This window comes from Bradyrhizobium sp. SZCCHNRI20481, assembly GCF_032485055.1.
Classification (GTDB): domain Bacteria; phylum Pseudomonadota; class Alphaproteobacteria; order Rhizobiales; family Xanthobacteraceae; genus Bradyrhizobium.
The window spans coordinates 362738-385101 of sequence record NZ_JAUEUE010000007.1 but is presented as its reverse complement, the minus strand read 5'-3'; the positions used below and the strand labels follow the sequence as shown (position 1 = coordinate 385101).

At 66.5% G+C, this 22364-nt stretch carries 24 protein-coding genes; 11 read left to right on the top strand and 13 right to left on the bottom strand.

The annotated features are described in order from the left end of the window. Positions 1-25 precede the first annotated feature (25 nt). Complete coding sequence (locus QX132_RS14460) at positions 26-646, top strand: porin family protein (RefSeq protein WP_315796106.1); 621 nt, start codon at positions 26-28, stop codon at positions 644-646. A gap of 276 nt (positions 647-922) precedes the next feature. Here the strand turns inward: QX132_RS14460 and QX132_RS14455 are convergent, their stop codons facing one another. The 4 genes from QX132_RS14455 to QX132_RS14440 form a co-directional block, all read right to left on the bottom strand. Continuing rightward, positions 923-1138: a cold-shock protein gene (locus QX132_RS14455; RefSeq protein ID WP_006612991.1), complete on the bottom strand. Its 216-nt coding sequence runs from the start codon at positions 1136-1138 to the stop codon at positions 923-925. Positions 1139-1391: 253 nt separating this feature from the next. Further along, a complete protein-coding gene (locus QX132_RS14450; RefSeq protein WP_315736607.1) occupies positions 1392-2252 on the bottom strand; it encodes a 23S rRNA (adenine(2030)-N(6))-methyltransferase RlmJ in 861 nt (286 codons plus the stop codon). A 124-nt stretch (positions 2253-2376) separates the two neighbouring features. Further along, the gene (locus QX132_RS14445; RefSeq protein ID WP_315771275.1) at positions 2377-3081 is read right to left on the bottom strand and encodes a ribonuclease T2; all 705 of its coding nucleotides are present in this window, start codon (positions 3079-3081) and stop codon (positions 2377-2379) included. 131 nt (positions 3082-3212) lie between these two features. Then, on the bottom strand, positions 3213-3677 hold the full coding sequence (locus QX132_RS14440; protein ID WP_315713599.1) for a hypothetical protein: 465 nt from the start codon (positions 3675-3677) through the stop codon (positions 3213-3215). Between the two features lie 168 nt (positions 3678-3845). Here QX132_RS14440 and QX132_RS14435 point away from each other — a divergent pair, with 168 nt between their 5' ends. After that, positions 3846-4151, top strand: coding sequence for a hypothetical protein (locus tag QX132_RS14435; RefSeq protein ID WP_316161655.1), 306 nt, complete (start codon positions 3846-3848; stop codon positions 4149-4151). Between the two features lie 68 nt (positions 4152-4219). Further along, positions 4220-4765, top strand: coding sequence for a DUF3617 domain-containing protein (locus QX132_RS14430; protein WP_316161628.1), 546 nt, complete (start codon positions 4220-4222; stop codon positions 4763-4765). 58 nt (positions 4766-4823) lie between these two features. Here QX132_RS14430 and QX132_RS14425 read toward each other — a convergent pair whose 3' ends face one another. The 5 genes from QX132_RS14425 to QX132_RS14405 all read right to left on the bottom strand — a co-directional run bounded on the left by QX132_RS14425 (position 4824) and on the right by QX132_RS14405 (position 10389). Beyond that, positions 4824-5816 (bottom strand): NAD(P)H-quinone oxidoreductase, encoded by a 993-nt coding sequence (locus QX132_RS14425; protein ID WP_316161626.1) that lies wholly within the window; start codon positions 5814-5816, stop codon positions 4824-4826. Between the two features lie 18 nt (positions 5817-5834). Next, positions 5835-7040 (bottom strand): ABC transporter substrate-binding protein, encoded by a 1206-nt coding sequence (locus QX132_RS14420; RefSeq protein WP_316161625.1) that lies wholly within the window; start codon positions 7038-7040, stop codon positions 5835-5837. 82 nt (positions 7041-7122) lie between these two features. Continuing rightward, positions 7123-7974 carry a fumarylacetoacetate hydrolase family protein gene (locus QX132_RS14415; protein WP_316161624.1) on the bottom strand — a complete coding sequence of 284 codons (852 nt, stop codon included), beginning with the start codon at positions 7972-7974 and terminating at the stop codon, positions 7123-7125. A gap of 30 nt (positions 7975-8004) precedes the next feature. Beyond that, positions 8005-9528: a bifunctional 3-(3-hydroxy-phenyl)propionate/3-hydroxycinnamic acid hydroxylase gene (locus QX132_RS14410; protein WP_316161622.1), complete on the bottom strand. Its 1524-nt coding sequence runs from the start codon at positions 9526-9528 to the stop codon at positions 8005-8007. A 69-nt stretch (positions 9529-9597) separates the two neighbouring features. Further along, positions 9598-10389, bottom strand: a complete 792-nt coding sequence (locus QX132_RS14405) for a DNA-binding transcriptional regulator (protein ID WP_316161620.1) — start codon at positions 10387-10389, stop codon at positions 9598-9600. A 140-nt stretch (positions 10390-10529) separates the two neighbouring features. Here QX132_RS14405 and QX132_RS14400 point away from each other — a divergent pair, with 140 nt between their 5' ends. Continuing rightward, the gene (locus tag QX132_RS14400) at positions 10530-11513 is read left to right on the top strand and encodes a VOC family protein (RefSeq protein WP_316161618.1); all 984 of its coding nucleotides are present in this window, start codon (positions 10530-10532) and stop codon (positions 11511-11513) included. Between the two features lie 13 nt (positions 11514-11526). On the opposite strand, the gene QX132_RS14395 is transcribed toward QX132_RS14400, so the two are convergent. From QX132_RS14395 to QX132_RS14385, 3 genes are all read right to left on the bottom strand, one after another. Further along, a complete protein-coding gene (locus tag QX132_RS14395; RefSeq protein ID WP_315736617.1) occupies positions 11527-12915 on the bottom strand; it encodes an ATP-binding protein in 1389 nt (462 codons plus the stop codon). Between the two features lie 240 nt (positions 12916-13155). Further along, positions 13156-13887, bottom strand: coding sequence for a response regulator transcription factor (locus tag QX132_RS14390; RefSeq protein ID WP_315796118.1), 732 nt, complete (start codon positions 13885-13887; stop codon positions 13156-13158). Next, positions 13884-14435 (bottom strand): MarR family winged helix-turn-helix transcriptional regulator, encoded by a 552-nt coding sequence (locus QX132_RS14385; RefSeq protein ID WP_316161616.1) that lies wholly within the window; start codon positions 14433-14435, stop codon positions 13884-13886. The genes QX132_RS14390 and QX132_RS14385 overlap by 4 nt, the downstream gene beginning before the upstream one ends. 347 nt (positions 14436-14782) lie before the next feature. On the opposite strand from QX132_RS14385, the gene QX132_RS14380 reads away from it, so the two are divergent. The 4 genes from QX132_RS14380 (at position 14783) to QX132_RS14365 (ending at position 18775) form a co-directional block, all read left to right on the top strand. Then, positions 14783-15862 carry a branched-chain amino acid aminotransferase gene (locus QX132_RS14380; protein WP_315736620.1) on the top strand — a complete coding sequence of 360 codons (1080 nt, stop codon included), beginning with the start codon at positions 14783-14785 and terminating at the stop codon, positions 15860-15862. 399 nt (positions 15863-16261) lie between these two features. After that, a complete protein-coding gene (gene hisS, locus QX132_RS14375; RefSeq protein WP_316161614.1) occupies positions 16262-17860 on the top strand; it encodes a histidine--tRNA ligase in 1599 nt (532 codons plus the stop codon). 110 nt (positions 17861-17970) lie between these two features. Then, positions 17971-18174 (top strand): tautomerase family protein, encoded by a 204-nt coding sequence (locus tag QX132_RS14370; RefSeq protein ID WP_015669268.1) that lies wholly within the window; start codon positions 17971-17973, stop codon positions 18172-18174. Between the two features lie 205 nt (positions 18175-18379). Then, positions 18380-18775: a thioesterase family protein gene (locus QX132_RS14365; protein WP_315754788.1), complete on the top strand. Its 396-nt coding sequence runs from the start codon at positions 18380-18382 to the stop codon at positions 18773-18775. A 10-nt stretch (positions 18776-18785) separates the two neighbouring features. Here QX132_RS14365 and QX132_RS14360 read toward each other — a convergent pair whose 3' ends face one another. Next, positions 18786-19190 (bottom strand): DUF4864 domain-containing protein, encoded by a 405-nt coding sequence (locus QX132_RS14360; protein WP_316161613.1) that lies wholly within the window; start codon positions 19188-19190, stop codon positions 18786-18788. A gap of 241 nt (positions 19191-19431) precedes the next feature. Between QX132_RS14360 and kynU the strand changes: the two genes are divergently transcribed. Genes kynU through QX132_RS14345 form a run of 3 tightly spaced genes read left to right on the top strand, consistent with a single transcriptional unit; the run spans position 19432 to position 22319 of the window. Then, the gene (kynU, locus tag QX132_RS14355; protein ID WP_316161611.1) at positions 19432-20625 is read left to right on the top strand and encodes a kynureninase; all 1194 of its coding nucleotides are present in this window, start codon (positions 19432-19434) and stop codon (positions 20623-20625) included. Continuing rightward, positions 20622-21461 carry a tryptophan 2,3-dioxygenase gene (gene kynA / locus QX132_RS14350; protein WP_316161609.1) on the top strand — a complete coding sequence of 280 codons (840 nt, stop codon included), beginning with the start codon at positions 20622-20624 and terminating at the stop codon, positions 21459-21461. The genes kynU and kynA overlap by 4 nt, the downstream gene beginning before the upstream one ends. 33 nt (positions 21462-21494) lie before the next feature. Next, entirely contained in the window at positions 21495-22319 is an 825-nt protein-coding gene (locus QX132_RS14345) for an alpha/beta hydrolase (protein WP_316161607.1), read from the top strand. The last annotated feature ends 45 nt before the right edge of the window (positions 22320-22364 follow it).

Genomic DNA, 22364 nt, shown 5'->3' with positions numbered 1-22364 from the left:
GACGGCGAGTTGCGTGGAGTGAGCGATGAACAGGTTCTTGGTCGGTGCTGCCGCCGCGGCGGCTCTCGGATCGGTCTCGGCGCAGGCGGCCGATCTCGGCTATGGGCGCGGCGCGCCCTATACCGTGAACCAGCCCCTCAACGCCTATAGCTGGGCCGGCCCCTATCTCGGCGGCACGCTGGGCTACGAATGGGGCACCGTCGGCAACAACCCGACCAAGCCGTCCGGTCTCACCGGCGGCCTGACCGCGGGATACAATTGGCAGAACGGCCCGTGGGTGTTCGGCGCCGAGGGCGACATCAACCTGACCGGCGCCAACGACACCTTCGCGCCGTGGAAGTTCTCGAACCCGTGGTTCGGCACATTGCGCGGCCGCGCCGGCTACGCCTTCAACAACATCCTGTTCTACGGCACCGGCGGCCTCGCCTTTGGCGGCCTGCGCGCCGAGACCTTCGGTCTTTCGGAATCGCACACCACGGTGGGCTGGACGCTCGGTGCCGGCACCGAGTTCGGCCTGGCGCAGAACTGGACCGCCAAGATCGAGTATCTCTACGTCGATCTCGACAGCAGCAATTTCGTGATCACGGGGGCGAAGAACGACTATCGGTTTGGAATTGTGCGCGCAGGCATCAACTTCCACTTCTGATGGCAACGAGGGAATAGGAAGAAGAAACGTCCAACGACAACCTCCCGGCCGCTCGCGCGGCCGGGATTTTTTTGTCGGAGTCCCTTTTGTCGTAGTGCTCCGTGCAATCTGGAGGTATGCAGCATCGCGCGCGGCCTGCACGTACGAGCCGGCAATGCTGTGCACGCGAGCCGGCGGCGCTGCCGGCAGCTTCCAAACGAACGAATGAGGTGCCGTCGAGGCGCCCGCGGCTGCAGTCTCACGCTGGTGCGTGAACCGTCGCCTGGTGGGCTCGCCCTAAGACGACAGGACCAGGTTCACCGCCTTCGGGCCCTTGCCCTTCTTGTCCGGCTCGACCTCGAAGCTGATCCGTTGTCCCTCGGTCAGATCCTTCAGGCCCGCGCGCTCCACCGCCGTGATGTGCACGAACACGTCGCGTCCACCGTCGTCCGGCTTGATGAAGCCGTAGCCGCGCTCACCATTGAAGAACTTGACCGTCCCAGTCATGGCCATCGGGAAACTCCTCCCCCGCAATGCTTCCTCCACTGCGCGCTCTGCGCAGCGTCCGACCGGACATCACTTTGATCGGAAAGCGTTGGCCACCTTAACGCCCAGCGCTCGCCACGCCGGATCGTCTGGATCTTGTTAGGCCTTGATCACCCCGCCGCAACCATTCGCGGAAGCGGAACGTAAAGCCAGTCTTACAATCAGACACAATAATACGGTTCCGCGCCGATTGACTACGGCTTTTCGACCAGTCGCCGTTTCAAGCTTTGGGGAATTCGATCCGGAAGCGCGCCGCGCCGCCCTGGCCGAGCGGCTTCTGCAGTTCCTGCAGGATGAGCTTCAACTCGTCATGCAATGTCCAGGGCGGGTTGACGATCAGCAGCCCGGTCGAGGTCAGCGCCTCGCCTTCGATCTGCGGCGCAACACTGAACTCGATCCGCAGCACCTTGCCCGGCGGCTTGGCCGCGGCCGCGAGCGCCGCGACGCGATCGGTCAGCTCTTCCGTCGCACGCCGGTTCTTGGCGGGATACCAGAGCACGTAGATACCGGTGGTCCACTTTGCGAAGGCCGCAGCAAAGCGGTCCGCGAGCCGCTCGAACTCATCCTTCGCCTCGAACGCCGGATCAATCAGCACCACGCCCCGGCGCTCGTTCGGCGGCACGAAGGCGGGCAGGGCGACCCAGCCGTCGAGATCGACGACGCGGGCCTGGGTGTCGCGGCGCAACTGATCGATCAGCTGCTTGCGGGGGATCGGCGCGAGCTCGCACAGGGTCATGCGGTCCTGCGGCCGCAGCAGCGCGCGCGCGATCAGCGGCGAGCCGGGATAGGCGACGAGCTCGGCCTTCGGATTGAACGATCTGATGATGTCGAGATAGGGCGACAAGAGTGCATAGGCCTGCTCGGAGAAGCGCGCCTGCAGCACGCGAGCGATGCCGGTGAGGAACTCGCCACTGCGGATGGCCTCGTCGCCGGTGAGATCGTACAGGCCTGCGCCGGCATGGGTGTCGATCACCCGGAACGCAGCGGGCTTCTCCTGGAGGTAGACCAGGATGCGCGTCAGCACGATGTGCTTGATGACGTCGGCAAAGCCGCCGGCGTGAAAGGCGTGTCGGTAGTTCATGCGGTACGAGTTACGCCGTTCCGCGTCAAAAGGGTACCCCGTCGATGCGCCGGATGGATCCAGAGAGCATCGGATCAGCGCCGCGGCGAGAGGCGCCGCAGGCCGACCCACTGCGGTCGCCCCGCTAGCCGCCGCGCACCGGCGGCATGTTGACCTCGTCGCGCCGGCAGGCCTGGCGGTCGATCTCGTCGCAGTTGCGAAACTCCAGATCCTTCGACAGGCAGATCCGGACCTCGCTCAGCCTGGTGCGGTTGCAGGTGACGGCAATGCCCGATGTCGTGAGCTTGGGGTTGGCCTTGATGAAGGCCTCCTCGACCGCCCCCGGCGCCACCGTCTTGGCCTCCGCGAGATCGAGGAATTCCGGCGGGATCTTGATGGCGGCGCGGGCCTTGCGGATGATTTCGAAGTAGGCCTTCGCGGACAGGCCGGCGCAGGTGCCGTGCTTGTCCCACTCGTTGTAGATCAGGCCCGGCGCCGGCATCAGGTCGAGCATCGAGGTCATGATGTTGCGCGGCAGGCGCGGCGCCGGCTGCTCGCAATATTCGGGGTAGCCGTTCTCGTATTGCGGCCACAGCCCGTGCACGACGAACGAGTAGGGCCGGCCGCCGCACTGCTGGGACCGGTTGCCGCGGCCGCCTCGTTCCTCGGCTTCGGCACAGTACGAGGGCGACCAGGATAGCGAGAGAACGTAGAAGTCGAACGCGCCCGGCGCGTTCTGGCGACGGTCCTGCGCCTCGGCGGAGCCAGCCGCGAGCACACCCACCAAGAGGGCAAAGCAGGCGATCGTTATGGACAACAGGACGGCAGGTCGGCGCAGGCAATCGAACATGGCGAACTCCCCGGACAATGCCAGGAGCCTAGCAGCGCGTTGGAACATTTCAAGAACAAAATGGCTGCCCCGAGGCAGCCATTCGTCAGCCGGCCGCCCGCGCGAGCGGCCGATGGTCCGACAAAATCGAATCAGGGCTTGGCGGCGCGGCAGGCCGGATTGAAGGCCCAGTTGCGATCGAGGCCGACGACGCAGAACTCGACGCCCTGGTCATAGCCGGCGAAGCCGCCATCCTCGATGATCGAGAAGTTGACGGTGCGCGCCTTGCCGTCGCTGATCATCACGCTGCCGGTGCAGAAGCGGCGCGGAATATTGTCGGACTGCCAGGGGCGGAAGGCGATCTCATGGACGTTGGCGACGCCGGTGATCGTCAGCGAGGAATTCCAGAAGGTGCTCTCCTTGTCCTGGAATCGCGACACGATGGTCGGAATGGCCGCCTCGCAGGGGGCAACCCGGCCTTCGTACTTCGGACCGGAGAGCCAGAAATTCATTTCGAGCGGATTGGCGGCCTGAGCCGGGGCGGTGGCGACGATAGCGGCAAGCAGCGCGCCACAGGCGGCGCCGAACATCTTGAAAGGTGAGCTGAAGTCGCGCATGGGCCGTCCGCAAGGCTGATCCGGGAGCGTGGACCGTGCCGCGGCGGCCACAGGAGGTCAAGTGCAACGCGGCAACACTCCACGATTAGTCCTGTTAACGCGAGGCTGGTGTTCTTTTCTTGACCGCACAGGACCTTTAGGATGGCAGGCCAGCTCAAGGAGAATGCAATGCGGACGCTGAAGGCCGGACTCGTGAAGACTGCAGGCCTCGTGGCCGTCGGGATGCTGCTGGCTACCGCATCGGCCCACGCCGACGTGGTGCCGCCCTTCAAGGGCAACGACACCGGCGGCATCATCGCCTACCAGCTGGCCCAGCGCACGGATGCGCGCCAGCTCGCGGTCGATCATTGCGCCTCCTACGGCAAGGTCGCGAAGTTCCGCGCCGTCGATGCGCGCTATGGCGGCTACGTCTCGTTCGCCTGCCGCTGGGTGCCCTATGGCTCGGCGCAACGGCCGCTGCGGACGCTGTACTAACGTTCTCCTAATTGCCATCTTTTGGCGGCATTCGCTCCGACATCGCGCAACGAGCCGGAACGGAACACATGACCTGCACACGCACTGCCATCGGCCTTCTGGCCTGCTGTCTCCTCAGCGTGACCGCGAGTCACGAGGCCCGTGCCGTGGACCTGCCGGTGCGCAAGGCGGGCCTGTGGGAATTGAAGATGGTCAGGTCCGGCGGCCAGCTGCCGGAGATGACCATGCAGCACTGCACCGACGAGACCACCGACAGGGACATGAACAACATGGCCTCGCCGATGGCGCAGCAGGTCTGCTCCAAGCAGGACATCCAGAAGACCGCAACCGGCTATGTCAGTGATGCCGTCTGCAGCTTCGGCGGCATGAACACGACCTCGCATGCCGACATCACCGGTGACTTCAACTCGGCCTACACGGTGAAGACCACCTCGCGCATCCAGGGCGGTGCCGCCGGCGCCGCCAAGGAAACCGCGATGACCATCGAGGCGAAGTGGCTCGGCGCCTGCAAGCCCGACCAGAAGGCCGGCGACATCGTCATGCCCGGCGGCATGAAGATGAATGTCAAGGACGTGAACAAGCTCAAGAACCTCATTCCGGGCGCCAAGCAGTAGGCGGGCGGCCGTTGCGTTTGGCGGCACGGGCGCAGAGACATGGATCGTCGCTCGTCGCTCATTCGCGGACGCAAAGCACGATCTTCCCGATGTGTCGGCTGGTCTCCATGCGGGTGTGCGCATCGGCCGCCTCGGACAAGCGATAGGTGCTGTCGATGTGCGGCCGAATGGCCGTCCCGAGAAGGGGCCAGACGCGTTGCCGCAGGTCGGCCGCGATGCGTCGTTTGAGGTCCAGTGCCGTCGAACGCAGGAACGCGCCGGTGATGCTGGCCCGGCGCGCCATCAAGCCGCGCAGCGGCACCGCCAACTCGTTCCCATGTCCGGCTGAGAGCAGGGCGATCCGTCCGCCCGTTGCGAGCGCGGCAAGGTCCTGCGCGATGTGAGCGCCTGCGGAGGTGTCGAGGATGCAGTCGACACCGCGCGTCCCCGTTGCCGCGCGGATCTGCTCGGCGAGATCAGGATCGGCGTAGTCGAACACGGCGCTGCAGCCGAGCCTGAGCGCCGCGGCGCGCTTCTCTGCGGTGCCGGCGGTGGCGATGACGGGATGACCCAGCGCGCGCAGGAGCTGGATCGCGATCGTGCCGACGCCGCTGCTGCCGCCATGAATCAGGGCGGTCTCGCCGGGCGCCATGCGCATCAGCTCGAAGAAATTGAACCAGGTCGTGAACAGCGCTTCGGGCAGGCCGGCGCCTTGGATCCAGTCGAGGCCGCTCGGCAAGTCCAGGGCAAGATGCTGATCGGTGGCGACGTATTGCGCGTATGAGCCGCCGTCGGTCAGCGCGATGACCGCTTCACCCAATCGTCCCGGAGGAGCGTTGGCACCGCAGGCTACGATGCGCCCCGAGACTTCCAACCCCGGCACAGGATTGGGCTCCCGCGACGGCCCGGCCGCGCGCTGGTTGCAGTCATGACGGTTGATGCCGGCGGCCGCGACTTCGATCAGCACGTCGTCCGGCCCGAGGCGCGGGACCGGCCAGTCCTGTCGCTCCGACAGGACCTCCGGGCCGCCCGCGGCGGTGATGATGACGGCGCGCTGATCGTCCGGAATCATGCTTGGTCGCTCATGCGCTCACTTGCCGACCAGGCTGCACTTGCTGCGGTCGAGCGGGCGAAACGCCTGATCGGGGGCGATCTTCGTCACCAGCTTGACGAAGTCCCAGGGGCCCTTCGATTCGGCGGGAGTCTTGACCTGGACCAGATACAGGTCGTGCACCATGCGCTGGTCGTCGCGGATCTGGCCGTGGTCCGCATAGGCGTCCGAGACCGGCGTCGCCTTCATCCTCGCCATCACGCTTGCGCCGTCGTCGCTGTCGGCATCCTTCACCGCCTGCAGATAGTGCCGCACGGCCGAATAGACCCCGGCCTGTATCTGTGACGGCATCGCCTTCCGGCGCGCGTAGAACGCGTCGGAGAAGCGGCGCGCGGCGGGGGAGGCATCCTCGAAGAAGCTGGTGACGATGAGATCGCCCTGCGTCGCCTTGAGGCCGATGGCTTCAATGTCCACGTTCTGGAACGACATCGGCACGATCTTCATGCCCTGGGCCGCAAGCCCGAACTCCTCGGCCTGCTTGATGGCTGTGGCATTGTCGCCGGCGACGTTGAGCGCCAGGATCTTGGCGCCGGAGGCCTGGGCCTGCAGCAGGAAGGATCCGTAGTCCGGCGTACCGAGCTGCGCCTTGACGCTGCCGGCGACCTTGCCGCCGAGCTCGGCGATGCGGGCGCGCGCGGTCGCTTCCACCGAATGACCGAACGCGTAGTCACCGGTGATGAAGAACCATGGCTCCTTGCTGGTCTGCATGATGCCCGAGACGACTGCGGTCGCGGTCGAATAGGCGTCGTGCGTCCATTGCGCCGAGGTCGGGGCGCAAGCTTCGTCGGTCAGCTGGTTGGCGCCGGCCCCCGAGATGAGGAAGATCTTGCCGTTGCTACGCACCAGCTCCTGGACCCCAAGGGCCGCGCCGGAGCTGCCGCCGTCGGCGATCGCCTGCACACCGTCCTGCTCGAACCAGCGCCGGGCGATCGCGACCGCGATATCCGGCTTGTTCTGATGGTCGGCCTGAATGATTTCGATCGGCCTGCCGTTGATCTTGCCGCCAAATTCCTCAGCGGCCATCCGGGCCGCTTCCACGGAGCCGGGCCCCATCGCGGTCGCGAAGATGCCGGTCATGTCGGTGAGCACACCGATACGGATGGCACTCCCCTTGATTTCGGCCTGCGCGGATGAGCCTGCAAGCAGCAGCAGGCCAGCGATGCTGGATCTGAGACAGCGCGACATGATGATCCTCCCCGGATTTGAAGACTTGGTTTTTTGTCGTGTTTGATTGGTGCGCCTCGCGGTTCTCCGCGAGGCGGAGACGTCAGGCTGCCGGTTCGGCAGTCACGGGATTGCGCAGCACGCCGATGCCCGAAATGTCGACCTCGACCGTATCGCCGGGCTTCATGAACAGAGGCGGGGTGCGCTTGAAGCCGACGCCTCCCGGCGTGCCGGTGACGATCACGTCCCCCGGCAGCAAGGTCATGATCGTCGAGCAATAGACGATCAGATCGGGGACATCGGTGATGAGGAGATCCGTGGTGGTCCGCTGCACGGTCTCGCCATTGAGGCGGGTCTGCAGCGTCAGTTTCGACGGGTCGGGAATTTCATCAGCCGTGACCAGCCAGGGGCCGAATGCGCCGGACTGGTCGAAGGTCTTGCCCGACAGGAATTGCGACGTGTGGCGCTGCCAGTCGCGGATGCTGCCTTCATTGTAGCAGGAATAGCCGGCGATGTGCGCGAGCGCGTCCTGGCGCCGGACGTGCCGGCCGGTTTTCCCGATCACGAGCGCAAGCTCGCCCTCGTAGTCGAAATGTTCGGAGACACCAGGGCGAATGACCGGCTGCAGATGGCCGACTTGGCTGGTGGGAAAGCGCGCAAACAGCGCAGGTTTCTCGGTGACGGTCCGCCCGGTCTCGGCGACGTGGTCGCGATAGTTCAGGCCAACGCAGATGATCTTGCCGGGATCAGGGATGACGGGCGCGAAGGCGATCGCACTGAGCGGATAGTCGGTCTGTTCGCGGGCGAGCAGTTCGGCGGCGTGATCGAGCGCATCCGCCTCGAGCAGCGCGCGCAGGCTCTTCGCCGGCAGACGCCGGCCGAGGTCGACGACACCGTCTCCCTTCACCGCGCCGTATCCGGGACGCCCGTCGATCATAAAGGAAACCAGCTTCATACGTGAACCCCCTCAGCAAAACGGAAACGATCAGGCGGCGCTCGGCCGCGGCGCGAGGACGGCGAGGCCGGACAACAGCGCGGCGAGATCTTCACTCTTCTGCACGGCACCCAGGATGTAGCGGTCCGGGCGCATCAGCACGGCGGCGAAGCCGTGCTCATCGAGCCAACCGTCGAGGCCGCTAGCCTCCTCGCCGGAAATGATGGCGACGTCAGCCGCCGCCAAGCCGGCATGATGCTGCTCGATCACCGCGGCACCGAGTCCAGACCGGCACAGCAGCGCGAAGCGATAGCCGACGCGGTCGTCGCTGCGGCCGAGATCGCGGGTGCGGAATTGCGGCGCCAGCTTTCCCGTCATGCTTCGATCGCCGCCGGCGAGGCCCGGGCCGAGCACTGGCTTCTGCACGTCGAGTTTCAGCTGGCCGTCGCCCTGTGCCGTGCCGGTCGCGAGCGCCGCCTCGACCGCCCTGGTGTTGATGAGTCCGCCCAGCCGGATCGCGAGCTCGATGAATTCGCGCACGTGGGGCGCGCGCTCGCTCTGATAGGTGTCGAGGAGATCAGGCGTTGCCTTGCCGGCAATCACACGAGCCAGCTTCCATGCGAGGTTGGCCGCGTCGCGAATGCCGGCACACATGCCCTGACCGAGAAAAGGCGGGGTCTGATGCGCGGAATCACCTGCGAGCAAGAGCCGTCCGGCACGCCATTGCTGGGCGACCGCGGAGTGGAATGTGTAGACGGCGGCGCGTTCGATCTCGGCCTCTGCGGGCTGGAGCCAGGGCGAGAGCAGCTCCCACACGCGCGCCGGTTGGGTGATCTCGACCGCGTCCTCGTCAGGACGTACCGTGATCTCCCAACGGCGCCGGTTGCCGGTGCCGCGAATATAGGTTGCGGGACGCTGCGGGTTGCAGTGCTGGACGCTGAAATCGCCGAGATCGGGCCGCTCCTGCCTCAGCAGCACGTCGCAGACCAGCCAGCGCTCGTGAAAGCCGAGATCGTCCAGCGCCGAGCCGATGAAGCGGCGCACCAGCGAACGTGCACCGTCGCAGCCGATGACATAGGCGCAGGAGATGTCGACGAGCCGGCCGGTACCGAGGTCTTCATAGCGAACGCGCGCACCGTTGTGGTCCTGCTCGAGCGCGAAGACATCACAGCGCGTGCGCAGCTCGACATGAGGCCAGCGCGCGAGTCCCTTGTTGAGCACGTTTTCGAGATCGGGCTGGTGGAATCGGTAGCTCAGATTCCAGCCCATCGAGGTCGGCTCGCGGGTGCGCGGCCAGTCGAGCAGCAGCCGTCCCTCGGCATCGACGAAGCGCATGCCGGGACTCAATGTAAGGTGGGGCAGGATGGCGTCGGCAAGGCCGATGGTCTGGAACACGCGCATGCATTCGTCGTCGAAATGCACCGCGCGCGGCAAATGATAAGCCTTGGCTTCGCGCTCCAGGATCAGGGTGCGGATGCCGCACAGGCCGAGCAGATTGGCGAGCGTCGAGCCGACGGGCCCGCGACCGACGATGACGACGTCGAAGCTTCCGGAGTGTGCGGCCATGTTGCTCATGGCTGCATCTGTTCCGCAACCGCCTCGCACCTTCAAGGCGCGGTCGCAAACTGTCCGCGCAGCGGACGCTCAGGCCTGGACGGGAATCGCGGCTGCGGCGTCGCGCAATGGGGCCGCGTATTGAGCGACGGCCTCCTCGAGGGTCATGGCGGAGCGGATCCAGATGATCGAAATGCAGCCGAAGACGACGTCGCCCCGCACGATCGGCACCGCGATCGACGACGTCTTCGGATTGAATTCGCCCTCGTCGCGGATTGCGTAGCCGCGCTGAGCCGTTTCCGTCACCATGCGCTGCAGCCGCTCGGGCGCCAGGAAGGAAACATCCTCCGCATTCTCGATGCGTCGCAGGTGGTTGATGATGATGTCCCGCTCTGCGGGCGGGCAAGCGGCCAGATAGGCCCGGCCGGCCGAGGTCTGCAGCATCGGCAGGCGCTTGCCGATCATGCTGCGGTCGATCGAGAGCGGGCTGCGCGCATGCGTGGTCTCCTGGATGACCATCGCGCCGTTCTCATAAGTCGACAGATCGACCGGCCAGATCAGGCTGCGGCTGAGCTCGGCGAGATAGGGCGCGGCGACCTGGCAGATGAAGATGCCGGGATCATAGCCGTCGCCGAGGCTCAACGCGTGGCGCGTCACCCGGAAGCGGTCGTCGCTGGCGCTGCGCGCGACATAGCCGAGTTCCTCGAGTGTTTCGAGCAACCGATAGACCGTGGGCCGCGGCAGATCGAGCTGGCGCGCCACGTCGCCGGCGCGAATGCCCCCGGACCGATTGACCGCGCGCAGCACGTCGAGCCCCCGCTTGAAGGCGCGGACACCCTCCGCAGGACGGGCTTGCGGAGATCGCGTCCGTTGCTTGGACACTTGGAAAATCCTCCCTGTTCTTCGTTTCCGTCCGCCGATACCGTCTTGAGAACGCGAGCCGGATGCAGGGGCGGCAGTCTACTGCAGGACCGCGCGGAGCTGATACGAAATTCCGCCCGCACCTTTCGGGAGAAAACAAGATGGAAATAACGGCGCTCGGTTACATCGGCATCAAGTCGTCCCAAGCGGAGCAGTGGGGACGCATGGCGACCGAGCTCCTCGGGATGCAGCGCGTGGATCGCGCGGCCAGCGTGCAGGCCTATCGGATGGATGATCGCAAGCAGCGGCTGATCGTCGATGGCAGCGGCGATGGCGGGCTCGCCGTCATGGGCTGGGAGGTCGGCGACGCTGCGGCGCTCGCGCGCCTCGCCAGCCGTCTCGACGACAACGGCGTGAAGGTGGCCCGCGGTTCGCAGGCACTGGCCGACGAGCGTCATGTCACCGAGCTGATCTGCTTTCAGGATCCCGCCGGCAACACGATCGAGGTGTTCTGGGGGGCAGCTGTCGCCTCGGATCCCTTCAGGCCGGGACGTCCGATCTCCGGCTTTCGCACCGGGCCGCTCGGCATGGGACACGTCGTGCTCAACGTCGAGGACGTCGAGCCGCTGCTGCGGTTCTATCGCGACCTGCTCGGCTTCAAGGTGTCCGACTTCGGCCTGACGCCGTACAAGCTCTATTTCTTCCACGTCAACGGCCGCCACCACAGCTTCGCGATGGTCGGCTCCGGTCGCCGCACACTGCATCACTTCATGGTGGAACTAGGCAGTCTCGATGACGTCGGCCAGGGCTACGACCTGGCACAGCTCGACGACGGGCGCGTGGCCTACACGCTGGGCCGTCACACCAACGACCACATGACCTCGTTCTACGTCAACACGCCCTCCGGCTTCTTCATCGAATATGGCTGGGGCGGTCGGGTGATCGATCCCGCGACCTGGCAGCCGCATGAGACCTTCGACGGTCCGTCACTGTGGGGGCACGAGCGATTGTACCTGCCGGATGAGCAGCGCAAGCGCCTGCGCGATATGCGGCTGTCCACGGCTGCACGCGGCGTTCGCGTGCCGGATCCTCGCGTTCCGGCACTGAACTGCGCGTGGCTCGACGCCGTGGTCGCGCGGGAATGAACTAAGCAGCGCGCTACACCGGAATCCGCACGCTCGCCCGCAACCCGCCCATCGGGCTGTCGCCGAGGGTGATGTCGCCGCCATGGGACCGCGCGATGTCGCGGGCGATGGCGAGGCCCAAGCCCGTGCCGCCCTCGTCCTGGTTGCGCGCATCGTCGAGGCGCAGGAACGGCTTGAACACCTCCTCGCGCATGTCGGCCGGGATGCCCGGGCCGTCATCGTCGACGGTGATGGTGAGGTAGCGGTGGTCGCGATGGCCGGTGATGGCGATCGCATCGGCATGGCGGGCGGCGTTGGAGACGAGATTGCCGAGGCAGCGCTTCAGCGCCTGCGGCTTCACGGTGACCACCGGCAGGCCGTGGAACGAGACCGTGGCGGAATGGCCGTTGCGCTCGGCGTCGCTGCGCAGCTCCTCGAGCGCGTTGGAGATGTCGGTCGGCTGCGCGATCTCGCCATTGTCGCCGCGTGCGAACGCCAGATAATCCTCCAGCATGTGCGACATCTCGTCGACGTCCTTGCGCATGGCGTCGATCTCGGGACTGTCGCCGAGCAGCGCCAGCTCCAGCTTGAAGCGCGTCAGGATGGTGCGCAGATCGTGGCTGACACCGGCCAGCATCGCCGTGCGCTGCTCAAGCGTGCGCTCGATGCGCGCCTTCATCTCCAGGAAGGCGTGTGCCGCACGCCGCACCTCGCGCGCGCCGCGCGGCCGGAAGTTCGGCACCTCGCGGCCCTTGCCGAAACTCTCGGCCGCATCTGCGAGGCGCAGGATCGGCTTGATCTGGTTGCGCAGGAACAGCACCGAGACGATCAGCAGGATCGAGGAGGTGCCGACCATCCAGAACAGGAAGATATCGGTGTTCGACGCGTAGGCCGCGCCACGCTGCGCGAACACGCGCATCACGGCGTCATCGAGCGCGATGCGGATCTCGACCAGATTGGAGCGGCCGACGGTGTCGATCCAGAACGGGCGGCTGATCTGGCGGCCGATCTGGCTCGACAGCGACTGGTCGAGCAGGTTGAAGAACGGTTTTGGCCCCGGCGGCGGCATGTCGCCGGCGGGCAGGAAGTCGACCACCAGGTTGAGCCGCTGTTGCGCGATCCGGCGCAGCATGGTGCGGTCCTTGTCCTGCGGATAGCCCTTGTAGATGTCGATCAGCGCGGCGACGTCCTGCACCACGGCGGCGGAGAGGCGTCGCGTCACCGTGTTCCAGTGCCGCTCCATGAACACGCCCGCGACCACCGTCTGCAGGATCACCATCGGCACGATCATGATCAGCAGCGCGCGGGCATAGAGGCCGGTCGGCATCCAGCCCTTGAACGCGTTGCCCACCACGCTGTTGGCGCGCGACACCCGCCGCGACGCGGTGCGGATCAGGGTGAGGCCGGTGTCGAGCGTGCTCATGATAATCCTAACGCGCGCCGTTTCCGTCATTGCGAGGAGCCCCCGGGTCTCGCCCGCGGCGAGCCCGAGGGCAGGCTCCGCGACGAAGCAATCCGGAATCGTCGCGGGACTCTGGATTGCTTCGCTTCGCTCGCAATGACGCGGAGATGCCAGGTCGTTTCAGGTCTTGCGGTGAGGAAGCTAGCTCAGATGCTTTCAAGGCAACGTGGTCGGAATGGCCGGGCATATCAACCGCTCATCTCAACCCGACGTCATCAGCCGGTAGCCGATGCCGCGCACAGCCTGCAGGAACAGCGGGTTGGCCGGATCGCTCTCGAGCTTGCGGCGCAGGCGGTTGATCTGGACGTCGACGGCGCGCTCGTTGACGGTGCCGTTGCCGGTCAGCGCGCCGCGCGGCACGGTCTCGCCGCGGGCATTGGCGAGGATGCGCAGCATCTCGCGCTCGCGGTCGGTGAGGTGGACGATCTCCTCGCCCTGCTTTAGCTCGCCGCGCGCCAGATGATAGACGAACGGCCCGAACGCGATCTGCTCGACGACCTCCTCGGCCGGCGGCGGCGCGGCCCGCTTGAGGATGTTGCCGATGCGCAGCGCGAGCTCTCTTGGCTCAAAAGGCTTGGCGACGTAGTCGTCGGCGCCGAGCTGCAGGCCCTCGATGCGGCTCTCCGGCTCGGCCCGTGCGGTCAGCATCACGATCGGCACCGAGGATTGCGTGCGGATGAAGCGGGCGAGGTCGAAGCCGCTTTCGCCGGGCATCATCACGTCGAGGATCAGGAGATCGAAATGCAGTCCCGTCAGCTTGGCGCGGGCATCGCTCGCGCTCGCCGCGGTGGTGACGCGATAGCCTTCGCCGCGCAGAAAGCGCGACAGCAGGTCGCGGATGCGGCGGTCGTCGTCGACGAGCAGGAGATGCGGCGCGTCGTCGGCTGGCGTCTGCGGCGGATGCGGGGCGATGGCGGCGATCGTCACGGTCACTCCTTGGCAGCGGCGACAGGCGTCTTGAAGATGGCTTCCAGCACCTTGTCCGGATCGTCGCGATCGATCATCGCGCGCAGGAACTGCCGGACCTCCTCGGCGCCGGCCGGTCCGATCTGCTCCAGCGCGCGATCGATGCGCCGCGTCTGCAGCCCGGCCAGCTTGGCGACCAGCGCCTCGCCCTTCGGCGTGGCGAAAAGAAGGCGCTGCCGGCGATCGTTGTTGCCGGTCTTCTGCACGATGTAGCCTTCGTCGAGCAGCTGCTTGAGCACGCGTCCGAGCGACTGCTTGGTGATGCGCAGCACGTCGAGCAGATCGGCGACCTTCAGGCCGGGATAGCGTGTGACGAAATGCATCACGCGATGATGCGCGCGGCCGAAGCCGAACGCCTCCAGCTCATGGTCGGCATCGCCGACGAAGTCGCGATAGGCGAAGAACAAGAGCTCGATGATGTCCCAGCGCAGCGGCTCGCCGCCGGCGGCCGCGGAGGGCTCAGCCGCGCGCAGCTCGGGGCTCAACGTCGGAGACGAGAAATTTATGTCAGCCATATTGACGTTTCTGCGGTTCAATGTTACAAAACAATCGTCCGCTACGAAATTTTAGATCGTTTCATCGGCGGGCGATGGGTCTTCAGGCGTGTCTGAACGGGCCGTAGGCAACCCCGACGGGCATCCCTGGGCGACGTATCGAACAACCGTGTGATGTCGAGCGGCATTTCGGCAAACCATACTGGACTTCCGCCGAGCGCAAAAGCATGTCCTGTGGTGGCATGCTTGCCCGGTGACCGGCTCAAAAGCCGGTCGCGGCAGGTCCGAAATTCAAGAAGCCGACTGGCCCGATCGGACGGGTCGGCGCCAGAACTCGCGAATGGCGATCAAGCGGGGGAAGCAAGGACATGACTTTGACATTCGACATCAAGCCGACGACGAACCCGACCTCCGACCAGGAGCGCGCTGCCAAGCTCGCCAACCCGGGCTTCGGCCGGGTGTTCACCGATCACATGGCCGTGGTCCAGTACAGCCAGGACAAGGGCTGGCACAGCGCGCGGGTCGAATCCCGCGCCAACTTCCCGCTCGATCCGGCCGCGGCCGTCCTGCATTACGCGCAGGAGATCTTCGAGGGCCTGAAGGCCTACAAGCGCGACGATGGCGGCGTGAACCTGTTCCGCCCCGACGCCAATGCCAAGCGCTTCGGGAATTCGGCCGAGCGCATGGCGATGGCGCAACTGCCGCCGGAGGTCTTCATCGAGGCGGTCGAGCAGCTCGTCCGCATCGATCGCGCCTGGATCCCGGGCGGCGAGGGCAGCCTGTATCTGCGCCCGTTCATGATCGCCAACGAGGTGTTCCTCGGGGTGAAGCCTTCGGCGGAATACATCTTCGCGGTCATCGCCTCGCCGGTCGGCTCCTATTTCAAGGGCGGGCCGGCGCCGGTCTCGATCTGGGTCTCGGAGAACTACACGCGGGCTGCGGTCGGCGGCACCGGCGGCGTCAAATGCGGCGGCAATTATGCCGCGAGCCTCAAGGCGCAGGCCGAGGCGATCCAGCATGGCTGCGACCAGGTCGTGTTCCTCGATGCGATCGAGCGCCGCTATGTCGAGGAGCTCGGCGGCATGAACGTGTTCTTCGTGTTCGACGATGGCTCGTTGTCGACGCCGCCGCTCGGCACCATCCTGCCCGGCATCACCCGCGATTCCATCATCAAGCTGGCGCGTGATGCCGGCCGCGAGGTGCGCGAGGAGGCGTATTCGATCGACCAGTGGCGGACGGACGCCAAGAGCGGCAAGCTCAAGGAAGCGTTCGCCTGCGGCACCGCTGCCGTCATCTCGCCGATCGGCAAGGTGTGCTCGGCGAGCGGCGACGTCCTGATCAACGGCGGCGAGGCCGGCCCGGTCGCCATGGGCCTGCGCAAGCAGCTGGTCGACATCCAGTACGGCCGCAGCCCCGATCCGCATCAGTGGATCCGGGACGTGAAGTAGGGGGCATGCCTCCCTAGCGCTTGCAGGTTCTGGGCACAGTCTAGCAGCGATGACGGTTTGCTCCCTCCCCCGCTTGGGGGGAGGGCTGGGGAGGGGGAAGCCCCGTAAAGACCACCGTTGGGACGCCCCCACCCCAACCCTCCCCCGCACGCGGGGGAGGGGGCGCACCGCATGCGTGGCGGAAGCGTGGCTCTCACTGAGAATGCTGAGCCAGTGCCATGCGCCAGCACCTGACCGGCCCGCGGGTTGCCGCACCGCGCCCCGGCTGCTACCAACCAAGCAACGCATTCCATCCCGTAGGGTGGGCAAAGGGCCGCGTAGCGGGCCGTGCCCACCACTTCGGCGTTTATCAGCCATGGTGGGCCCGCTGCGCTTGGCCCACCCTACGTTCCGGTCCCCATGTCCGACAAACCGAAGAAACCCCAGAAGCTGAAGGCGCGGCTGCCGCGCGGGCTCGAGGATCGCGGCCCCGCGGCGATCGCCGCCACGCGCGAGATGGTCGAGAAGATCCGCGCCGTCTATGAGCGCTACGGCTTCGAGCCGGTGGAGACGCCGGCATTCGAATACACCGATGCGCTCGGCAAATTCCTGCCCGACCAGGACCGTCCGAACGAAGGCGTGTTCTCGTTCCAGGACGACGACGAGCAGTGGATCTCGCTGCGCTATGATCTGACCGCGCCGCTGGCGCGCTACGTCGGTGAACGCTACGGCACCGATGGCCTGGTGCTGCCCTATCGCAGCTACCGCTCGGGCTACGTCTTCCGCAACGAGAAGCCCGGCCCGGGCCGCTTCCGCCAGTTCATGCAGTTCGACGCCGACACCGTCGGCTCCGCATCGCCCGCGGCGGACGCCGAGATGTGCATGATGGCGGCCGACACGATGGAGGCGCTGGGCATTGCGCGTGGGGACTACGCGATCAAGGTCAACAATCGCAAGGTGCTCGACGGCGTGATGGAGTCGATCGGCCTCGGCGGTGACGAGAATTTCGGCCGCCGGCTGATCGTGCTGCGCGCGATCGACAAGCTCGATCGTCTCGGCGAGCGCGGCGTGCGTGAGCTGCTTGGACCGGGCCGCAAGGACGAGAGCGGCGACTTCACCAAGGGCGCTGGACTCGACGACACCCAGATCAAGAAGATCGAGACCTTCGTCAATGCGCGTACGCTGGTCGCGCCGCCGCTGCTCGCCTATGCCGGCGACAAGGATGTCCAGCAGCGCGTTGCGGGCGATCCCGATCGCAAAGACAACGAGTATGACATCGCCCGCCGTATCGCCGACATGCTGCGCGAGACCTTTGCCGACTCGAAACTGGCGATCGATGGTTTGAACGAACTCGTCGAGATCGCGCGCCTGGTTGATGCGGCCGGCTATCAGAGCCAGATCACGGTCGATCCGTCGGTGGTGCGCGGGCTCGAATACTACACGGGGCCGGTGTTCGAGGCGCAGTTGCTCGCCGAGATTCCCAACGAGAAGGGTCAGCCGGTGGTGTTCGGCTCGGTCGGCGGCGGCGGGCGCTACGATGGCCTCGTCTCGCGCTTCCGCGGCGAGCCGGTACCGGCGACCGGCTTCTCGATCGGCGTGTCGCGCCTGCAGGCGGCGCTGACGATGCTCGGCAAGCTCGACACGCGGCCGGCGTTCGGGCCAGTGGTCGTCACCGTGTTCGATCGCGAGCGCGTCGCGGACTATCAGAAGATGGTGTCGACCCTGCGCAATCACGGCATCCGCGCCGAGCTCTATCTCGGCAATCCGAAGAACATGGGCAACCAGCTCAAATATGCCGACCGCCGCAACGCGCCCTGCGTCATCATCCAGGGCTCGGACGAAAAGGCGCGCGGCGAGGTGCAGATCAAGGACCTGATCGAGGGCGCCAAGGCGGCGGCTGCGATCGCCTCCAACCAGGAATGGCGGGAGAGCCGCCCGGCGCAGTTCTCCTGCAAGGAGGACGAGCTCATAGCCGGCGTCCGCGACGTGCTCGCGCGCCATGACGTGAGCTGGGGGTAGGCATTCCTTGCGGTCGTCATGCCCGGCCTTGTGCCGGGCATCCACGTCTTGTTTGATTGGAGAAACGTGGATGGCCGGGACAAGCCCGGCCATGACGAGGGAGAGAGCGAATGCCCGAGATCACCGTGAGCATGGCCGCCGGCCGCACCGACGAGCAGAAGGCCAACATGATGCGCGACATCACCAAGGCCCTGGTGACGCATCTTGGCGTCGATCCGGAAGCGGTGGTGATCCAGATCAACGAGGCGCCGCTGACGCACAAGATGAAGGGCGGCAAGACCTTCGTCGAGCGCCTGGCCGAGCAGAAGAAGTAGTTGGCCGTCGTCCTGGCGAAAGCGAGGCTATGACATCTGTCTCGACGATCACCGCCGTCGTCCCGGCGAACGCCGGGACCCATACCCCCAGGGAGCGGTTCGAGGCACGCTGGTCATTGGCCCTTTGCCCATCACGACCGCCACGGCGTATGGATCCCGGATCGGCGCGCGCTTGTCCGGGACGACAGCGGAGTTTGGAGCAGCCATGGACGCACGTGAGTTCATCAAGCCGGGCATGCGCGCCGAGCGTTTGCTCGTCGTGCCGCCGGAGCGCACCGTCGGGCATTTCGTGCCGCACATGCCGATGGTCTATGCGACGCCGATGATGATCCTGGAGATGGAGATGACGTCGGGCGACGCCATCAACCCGGCGCTGCCGCCGGGCTGGGTCACGGTCGGCACCGAGGTCAACGTCCGCCATCTCGCGGCGTCGCCGGTCGGCGCCACCATTCGCACCGTCGCCGAGGTGATCGAAGTCGAGCGCCGCGTCATCCGCTTCTCGGTCGAGGCCTATCATGGCGAGGTGAAGATCGGCGATGGCCGTCACGGCCGCGGCCTCATCAATGTCGAGCAGTTCAAGAAGCGGTTCGGCGTGACGTAGCCGCACCGCGCTAGACCGAGTGGCCCGTCTTCAACAGCGAGCAGCCGGTGATCTTGAGGCTGCCGTCGGGCTGGGTCTGCAACGTGTAGAGCGCCTCCCACGCGTCGCCTTCGGCATCGACGATGTGGACGCGCTGCGCGATGCTGCCGTCCTCGACCTGCGCGGCGCCGAATTCGAAGCTGCGATGGCGGTAGACCGGCGGGTAGCCGCTCTTGACCATGCTCATGAAGATCTCGACGCTCGGATACAGCGCCTGGATCTCCGGCGCGGCCTGGGCATAAGCGGTCGCTCCGTCGTCGCGCGCCAGGGCCTGCTCCTGGGCGCGAATGACGCTCTGCGCCGCGCTGGCGTCGGCTGCGGCGGCGGGGCGAGCCAGCAGCGCCAGCAGCAGGACGAGCGGCACCAGAATGCGCATGTCGTGTGCTCCATCGGCGGTTCGGATCGATCTACCATGCGCCACGCGCCGCCCGTGACAAGCCTGCCGTGGCGCGTCAATGTCACCGGTCGGCGGCGATCGACCGGCTGGATTGTGTCGCCATCGTCACGTCTTCGCGAGCCATGCGGCCGACGGGGTGCCGGTCGCGATGGAACCGGCTTGATCTGGTCCGACCCGGCGCGAATCATGCATGCAGGGCGGCGAACCACACAGGGGCAGCATGACCGATTTTTCCAAGACTCGATCGCTCTTCACGATACCTGAAGGGGTCATCTATCTCGATGGCAATTCGCTCGGCGCGCTGCCGTCGGCCGTGCCCGCCCGCGTTGGCCGCATGATCGAAGCGGAGTGGGGGCAGGAGCTGATCCGCGGCTGGAACACCGCCGGATGGATGGTGCAGCCGCGCCGCGTCGGCGATCGCATCGCGCGGCTGATCGGGGCCGCGCCCAGCACGGTCGTGATGGGCGATACGCTCTCGATCAAGGTGTATCAGGCGCTCGCCGCGGCGCTGTCGCTCAATCCGGGACGCCGGGTCATCCTGTCCGACAGCGGCAATTTCCCGTCCGATCTCTACATGGCGCAGGGCCTGGTCCGCATGCTCGGCGACCGCGCGACGCTCAAGGTGGTCGCACCCGAGCAGGTGGAGGCGGCGATCGACGACAGCGTCGCCGTGCTGATGCTGACCGAGGTGGATTACCGCACCGGCCGGATGCACGACATGACGGCGCTGACGACAAAGGCGCATGACGCCGGTGCGCTCGCGGTGTGGGACCTCGCGCATTCCGCCGGCGCCGTGCCGGTCGATCTCGCCGGCGCGGACGCCGACTTCGCGGTCGGCTGCACCTACAAATATCTCAACGGCGGCCCCGGCGCGCCGGCCTTCATCTATGTCGCGCCGCGCCATGCCGATATCGCGCCGCCGGCGCTGTCGGGCTGGATGGGGCACGAGGCGCCGTTCGCCTTCGATCTCGATTATCGCCCGGGCGGCGGCATCGAGCGGATGCGCATCGGCACGCCGCCGATCATCGCACTGGCCGCGCTCGATGCCGCGCTCGACGCCTGGGACGGCGTGTCGATGCAGGACGTGCGCGCGGCCTCGATCGCGCTGTCGGAATTGTTCATCGCCGAGGTCGAGAAACGCTGTCCGTCGCTGACCTTGGCGTCGCCGCGCGATCCGTCGCGGCGCGGCAGCCAGGTGTCGTTCCGCCATCCCGACGGCTATGCGATCATGCGGGCGCTGATCGCGCGCGGCGTGATCGGCGACTTCCGCGCGCCGGATGCACTGCGCTTCGGCTTCACGCCGCTCTATATCGGCGAGGCCGAGGTGCGCGGCGCCGTGGGCATCCTCGCGGAGGTCCTCGACAACAGGCTGTGGGACAGGGCCGACTATCGCCAGAAGGAGCTCGTGACGTGAGCAGCGCGCCCTACGATCCCGCCACCGAGGGTGCGCGGATGAACTTCAAGGGACGGATGTCCTATGGCGACTATCTGATGCTGGATCGCCTGCTCGACGCCCAGGCGCCGCTGTCCTCGGCCCATGACGAGCTGCTGTTCATCATCCAGCACCAGACCTCCGAGCTGTGGATGAAGCTCGCCATCCACGAGATCAAGGCGGCGATGGCGGCGATCGCCAGGGATGACGTGCAGCCGGCATTCAAGATGCTGACGCGGGTGTCGCGCATCTTCGAGCAGCTCAACGGCGCCTGGGACGTGCTGCGCACGATGACCCCGAGCGAATACACGCTGTTCCGCGACAAGCTCGGCGAGTCCTCCGGCTTCCAGTCGTTCCAGTATCGCTCGATCGAATTCCTGCTCGGCAACCGCAATCTGGCGATGCTGCGCCCGCATGCGCATCACCCCGAGCTGACCGCCGAGCTGGAAGCGATCCTGGCGAAGCCGAGCCTCTACGACGAAGCGCTGCGGCTGCTGGCGCGGCGCGGCTTCTTCATCGGCGCCGACGGGCAGCGCACCGACTGGCGCGGCACGCGCAGCGAAAGCCCGGAGGTGGCGGCCGCCTGGACCAGCGTCTATCGCGATCCGCAGCGGCATTGGGAATTGTATGAGCTCGCCGAGAAGCTGGTCGACTTCGAGGACTATTTCCGCCGCTGGCGCTTCAACCACGTCACCACGGTCGAGCGCATCATCGGCTTCAAGACCGGCACCGGCGGCACCAGCGGCGTCAATTATCTGCGCAAGATGCTGGAGATCGTGCTGTTCCCCGAGCTCTGGAAGCTGCGCACCGGCCTGTGAGCCTCGCGCTCATCATTCGATCAGGAGATCCTCATGCTCTATGCCGTCAAGGACTGGGACAACGCCTACGCCAACGGCCCGAACATCGCCGGTGGCGAGCGCTGGCCCGGCCTGTGGGTCGCGCCGGCGGAAGCCTATCGCACGACATTGGCGGGGCAAGGCCGCGCCAGGCTCGACATCGCCTATGGCGCGCACGACCGGCAGCGCCTCGACCTGTTTCTTCCCGAGGGGATGCCGAAGGGCCTCGTCGTGTTCGTGCATGGCGGCTACTGGATGCGGCTCGACAAGAGCTTCTGGTCGCACCTCGCGCAAGGACCGATCGCGCACGGCCATGCCGTGGCGATGCCGTCCTACCGGCTGTGCCCCGAGGTCGGCATTGCCGACATCTCGGCCGACGTGGCGCAGGCGATCGCGCGGGCGATGGACGAGGTCAGCGGTCCGGTGGCGCTGACCGGCCATTCCGCTGGCGGCCATCTCGTCAGCCGCATGATCTGCCGCGGCGCGCCGCTGCCGCCGGAGCGGCAGGCGCGGATCAGCAACGTTGTTTCGCTCTCCGGCCTGCACGATCTGCGCCCGCTGCAGCGGACCGCGATGAACGACACGCTTCATATCGATGACGCCACCGCGCTGCGCGAGAGCCCGGCGCTGCTGGTGCCGGTCGATGCTGCGCGTGTCACCGCCTGGGTCGGCGGCGCGGAGCGCAACGAATTCCGCCGCCAGGCCCAGCTGCTCGCCAACATCTGGACCGGGCTCGGGACCTCCACTGCCTATGTCGAGGCGCCGGACCGGCACCATTTCGACGTGATCGACGAGCTGGCGGATCCGGAGAGTGGGTTGGTGCAGGCGCTGGTGGGGTGATCTCCAGCAGCGCTTGCCCCGAACTCCGTTCATAAGTTCTGCGGT

Excerpts from the sequence above, each read along its gene's own strand:
- QX132_RS14460 (WP_315796106.1), top strand. The coding sequence starts at position 26 with ATGAACAGGTTCTTGGTCGGTGCTGCCGCCGCGGCGGCTCTCGGATCG.
- QX132_RS14455 (WP_006612991.1), bottom strand. The coding sequence starts at position 1,138 with ATGGCCATGACTGGGACGGTCAAGTTCTTCAATGGTGAGCGCGGCTAC.
- QX132_RS14450 (WP_315736607.1), bottom strand. The coding sequence starts at position 2,252 with ATGAACTACCGACACGCCTTTCACGCCGGCGGCTTTGCCGACGTCATC.
- QX132_RS14445 (WP_315771275.1), bottom strand. The coding sequence starts at position 3,081 with ATGTTCGATTGCCTGCGCCGACCTGCCGTCCTGTTGTCCATAACGATC.
- QX132_RS14440 (WP_315713599.1), bottom strand. The coding sequence starts at position 3,677 with ATGCGCGACTTCAGCTCACCTTTCAAGATGTTCGGCGCCGCCTGTGGC.
- QX132_RS14435 (WP_316161655.1), top strand. The coding sequence starts at position 3,846 with ATGCGGACGCTGAAGGCCGGACTCGTGAAGACTGCAGGCCTCGTGGCC.
- QX132_RS14430 (WP_316161628.1), top strand. The coding sequence starts at position 4,220 with ATGACCTGCACACGCACTGCCATCGGCCTTCTGGCCTGCTGTCTCCTC.
- QX132_RS14425 (WP_316161626.1), bottom strand. The coding sequence starts at position 5,816 with ATGATTCCGGACGATCAGCGCGCCGTCATCATCACCGCCGCGGGCGGC.
- QX132_RS14420 (WP_316161625.1), bottom strand. The coding sequence starts at position 7,040 with ATGTCGCGCTGTCTCAGATCCAGCATCGCTGGCCTGCTGCTGCTTGCA.
- QX132_RS14415 (WP_316161624.1), bottom strand. The coding sequence starts at position 7,974 with ATGAAGCTGGTTTCCTTTATGATCGACGGGCGTCCCGGATACGGCGCG.
- QX132_RS14410 (WP_316161622.1), bottom strand. The coding sequence starts at position 9,528 with ATGAGCAACATGGCCGCACACTCCGGAAGCTTCGACGTCGTCATCGTC.
- QX132_RS14400 (WP_316161618.1), top strand. The coding sequence starts at position 10,530 with ATGGAAATAACGGCGCTCGGTTACATCGGCATCAAGTCGTCCCAAGCG.
- QX132_RS14395 (WP_315736617.1), bottom strand. The coding sequence starts at position 12,915 with ATGAGCACGCTCGACACCGGCCTCACCCTGATCCGCACCGCGTCGCGG.
- QX132_RS14385 (WP_316161616.1), bottom strand. The coding sequence starts at position 14,435 with ATGGCTGACATAAATTTCTCGTCTCCGACGTTGAGCCCCGAGCTGCGC.
- QX132_RS14380 (WP_315736620.1), top strand. The coding sequence starts at position 14,783 with ATGACTTTGACATTCGACATCAAGCCGACGACGAACCCGACCTCCGAC.
- hisS (WP_316161614.1), top strand. The coding sequence starts at position 16,262 with ATGTCCGACAAACCGAAGAAACCCCAGAAGCTGAAGGCGCGGCTGCCG.
- QX132_RS14370 (WP_015669268.1), top strand. The coding sequence starts at position 17,971 with ATGCCCGAGATCACCGTGAGCATGGCCGCCGGCCGCACCGACGAGCAG.
- QX132_RS14365 (WP_315754788.1), top strand. The coding sequence starts at position 18,380 with ATGGACGCACGTGAGTTCATCAAGCCGGGCATGCGCGCCGAGCGTTTG.
- QX132_RS14360 (WP_316161613.1), bottom strand. The coding sequence starts at position 19,190 with ATGCGCATTCTGGTGCCGCTCGTCCTGCTGCTGGCGCTGCTGGCTCGC.
- kynU (WP_316161611.1), top strand. The coding sequence starts at position 19,432 with ATGACCGATTTTTCCAAGACTCGATCGCTCTTCACGATACCTGAAGGG.
- QX132_RS14345 (WP_316161607.1), top strand. The coding sequence starts at position 21,495 with ATGCTCTATGCCGTCAAGGACTGGGACAACGCCTACGCCAACGGCCCG.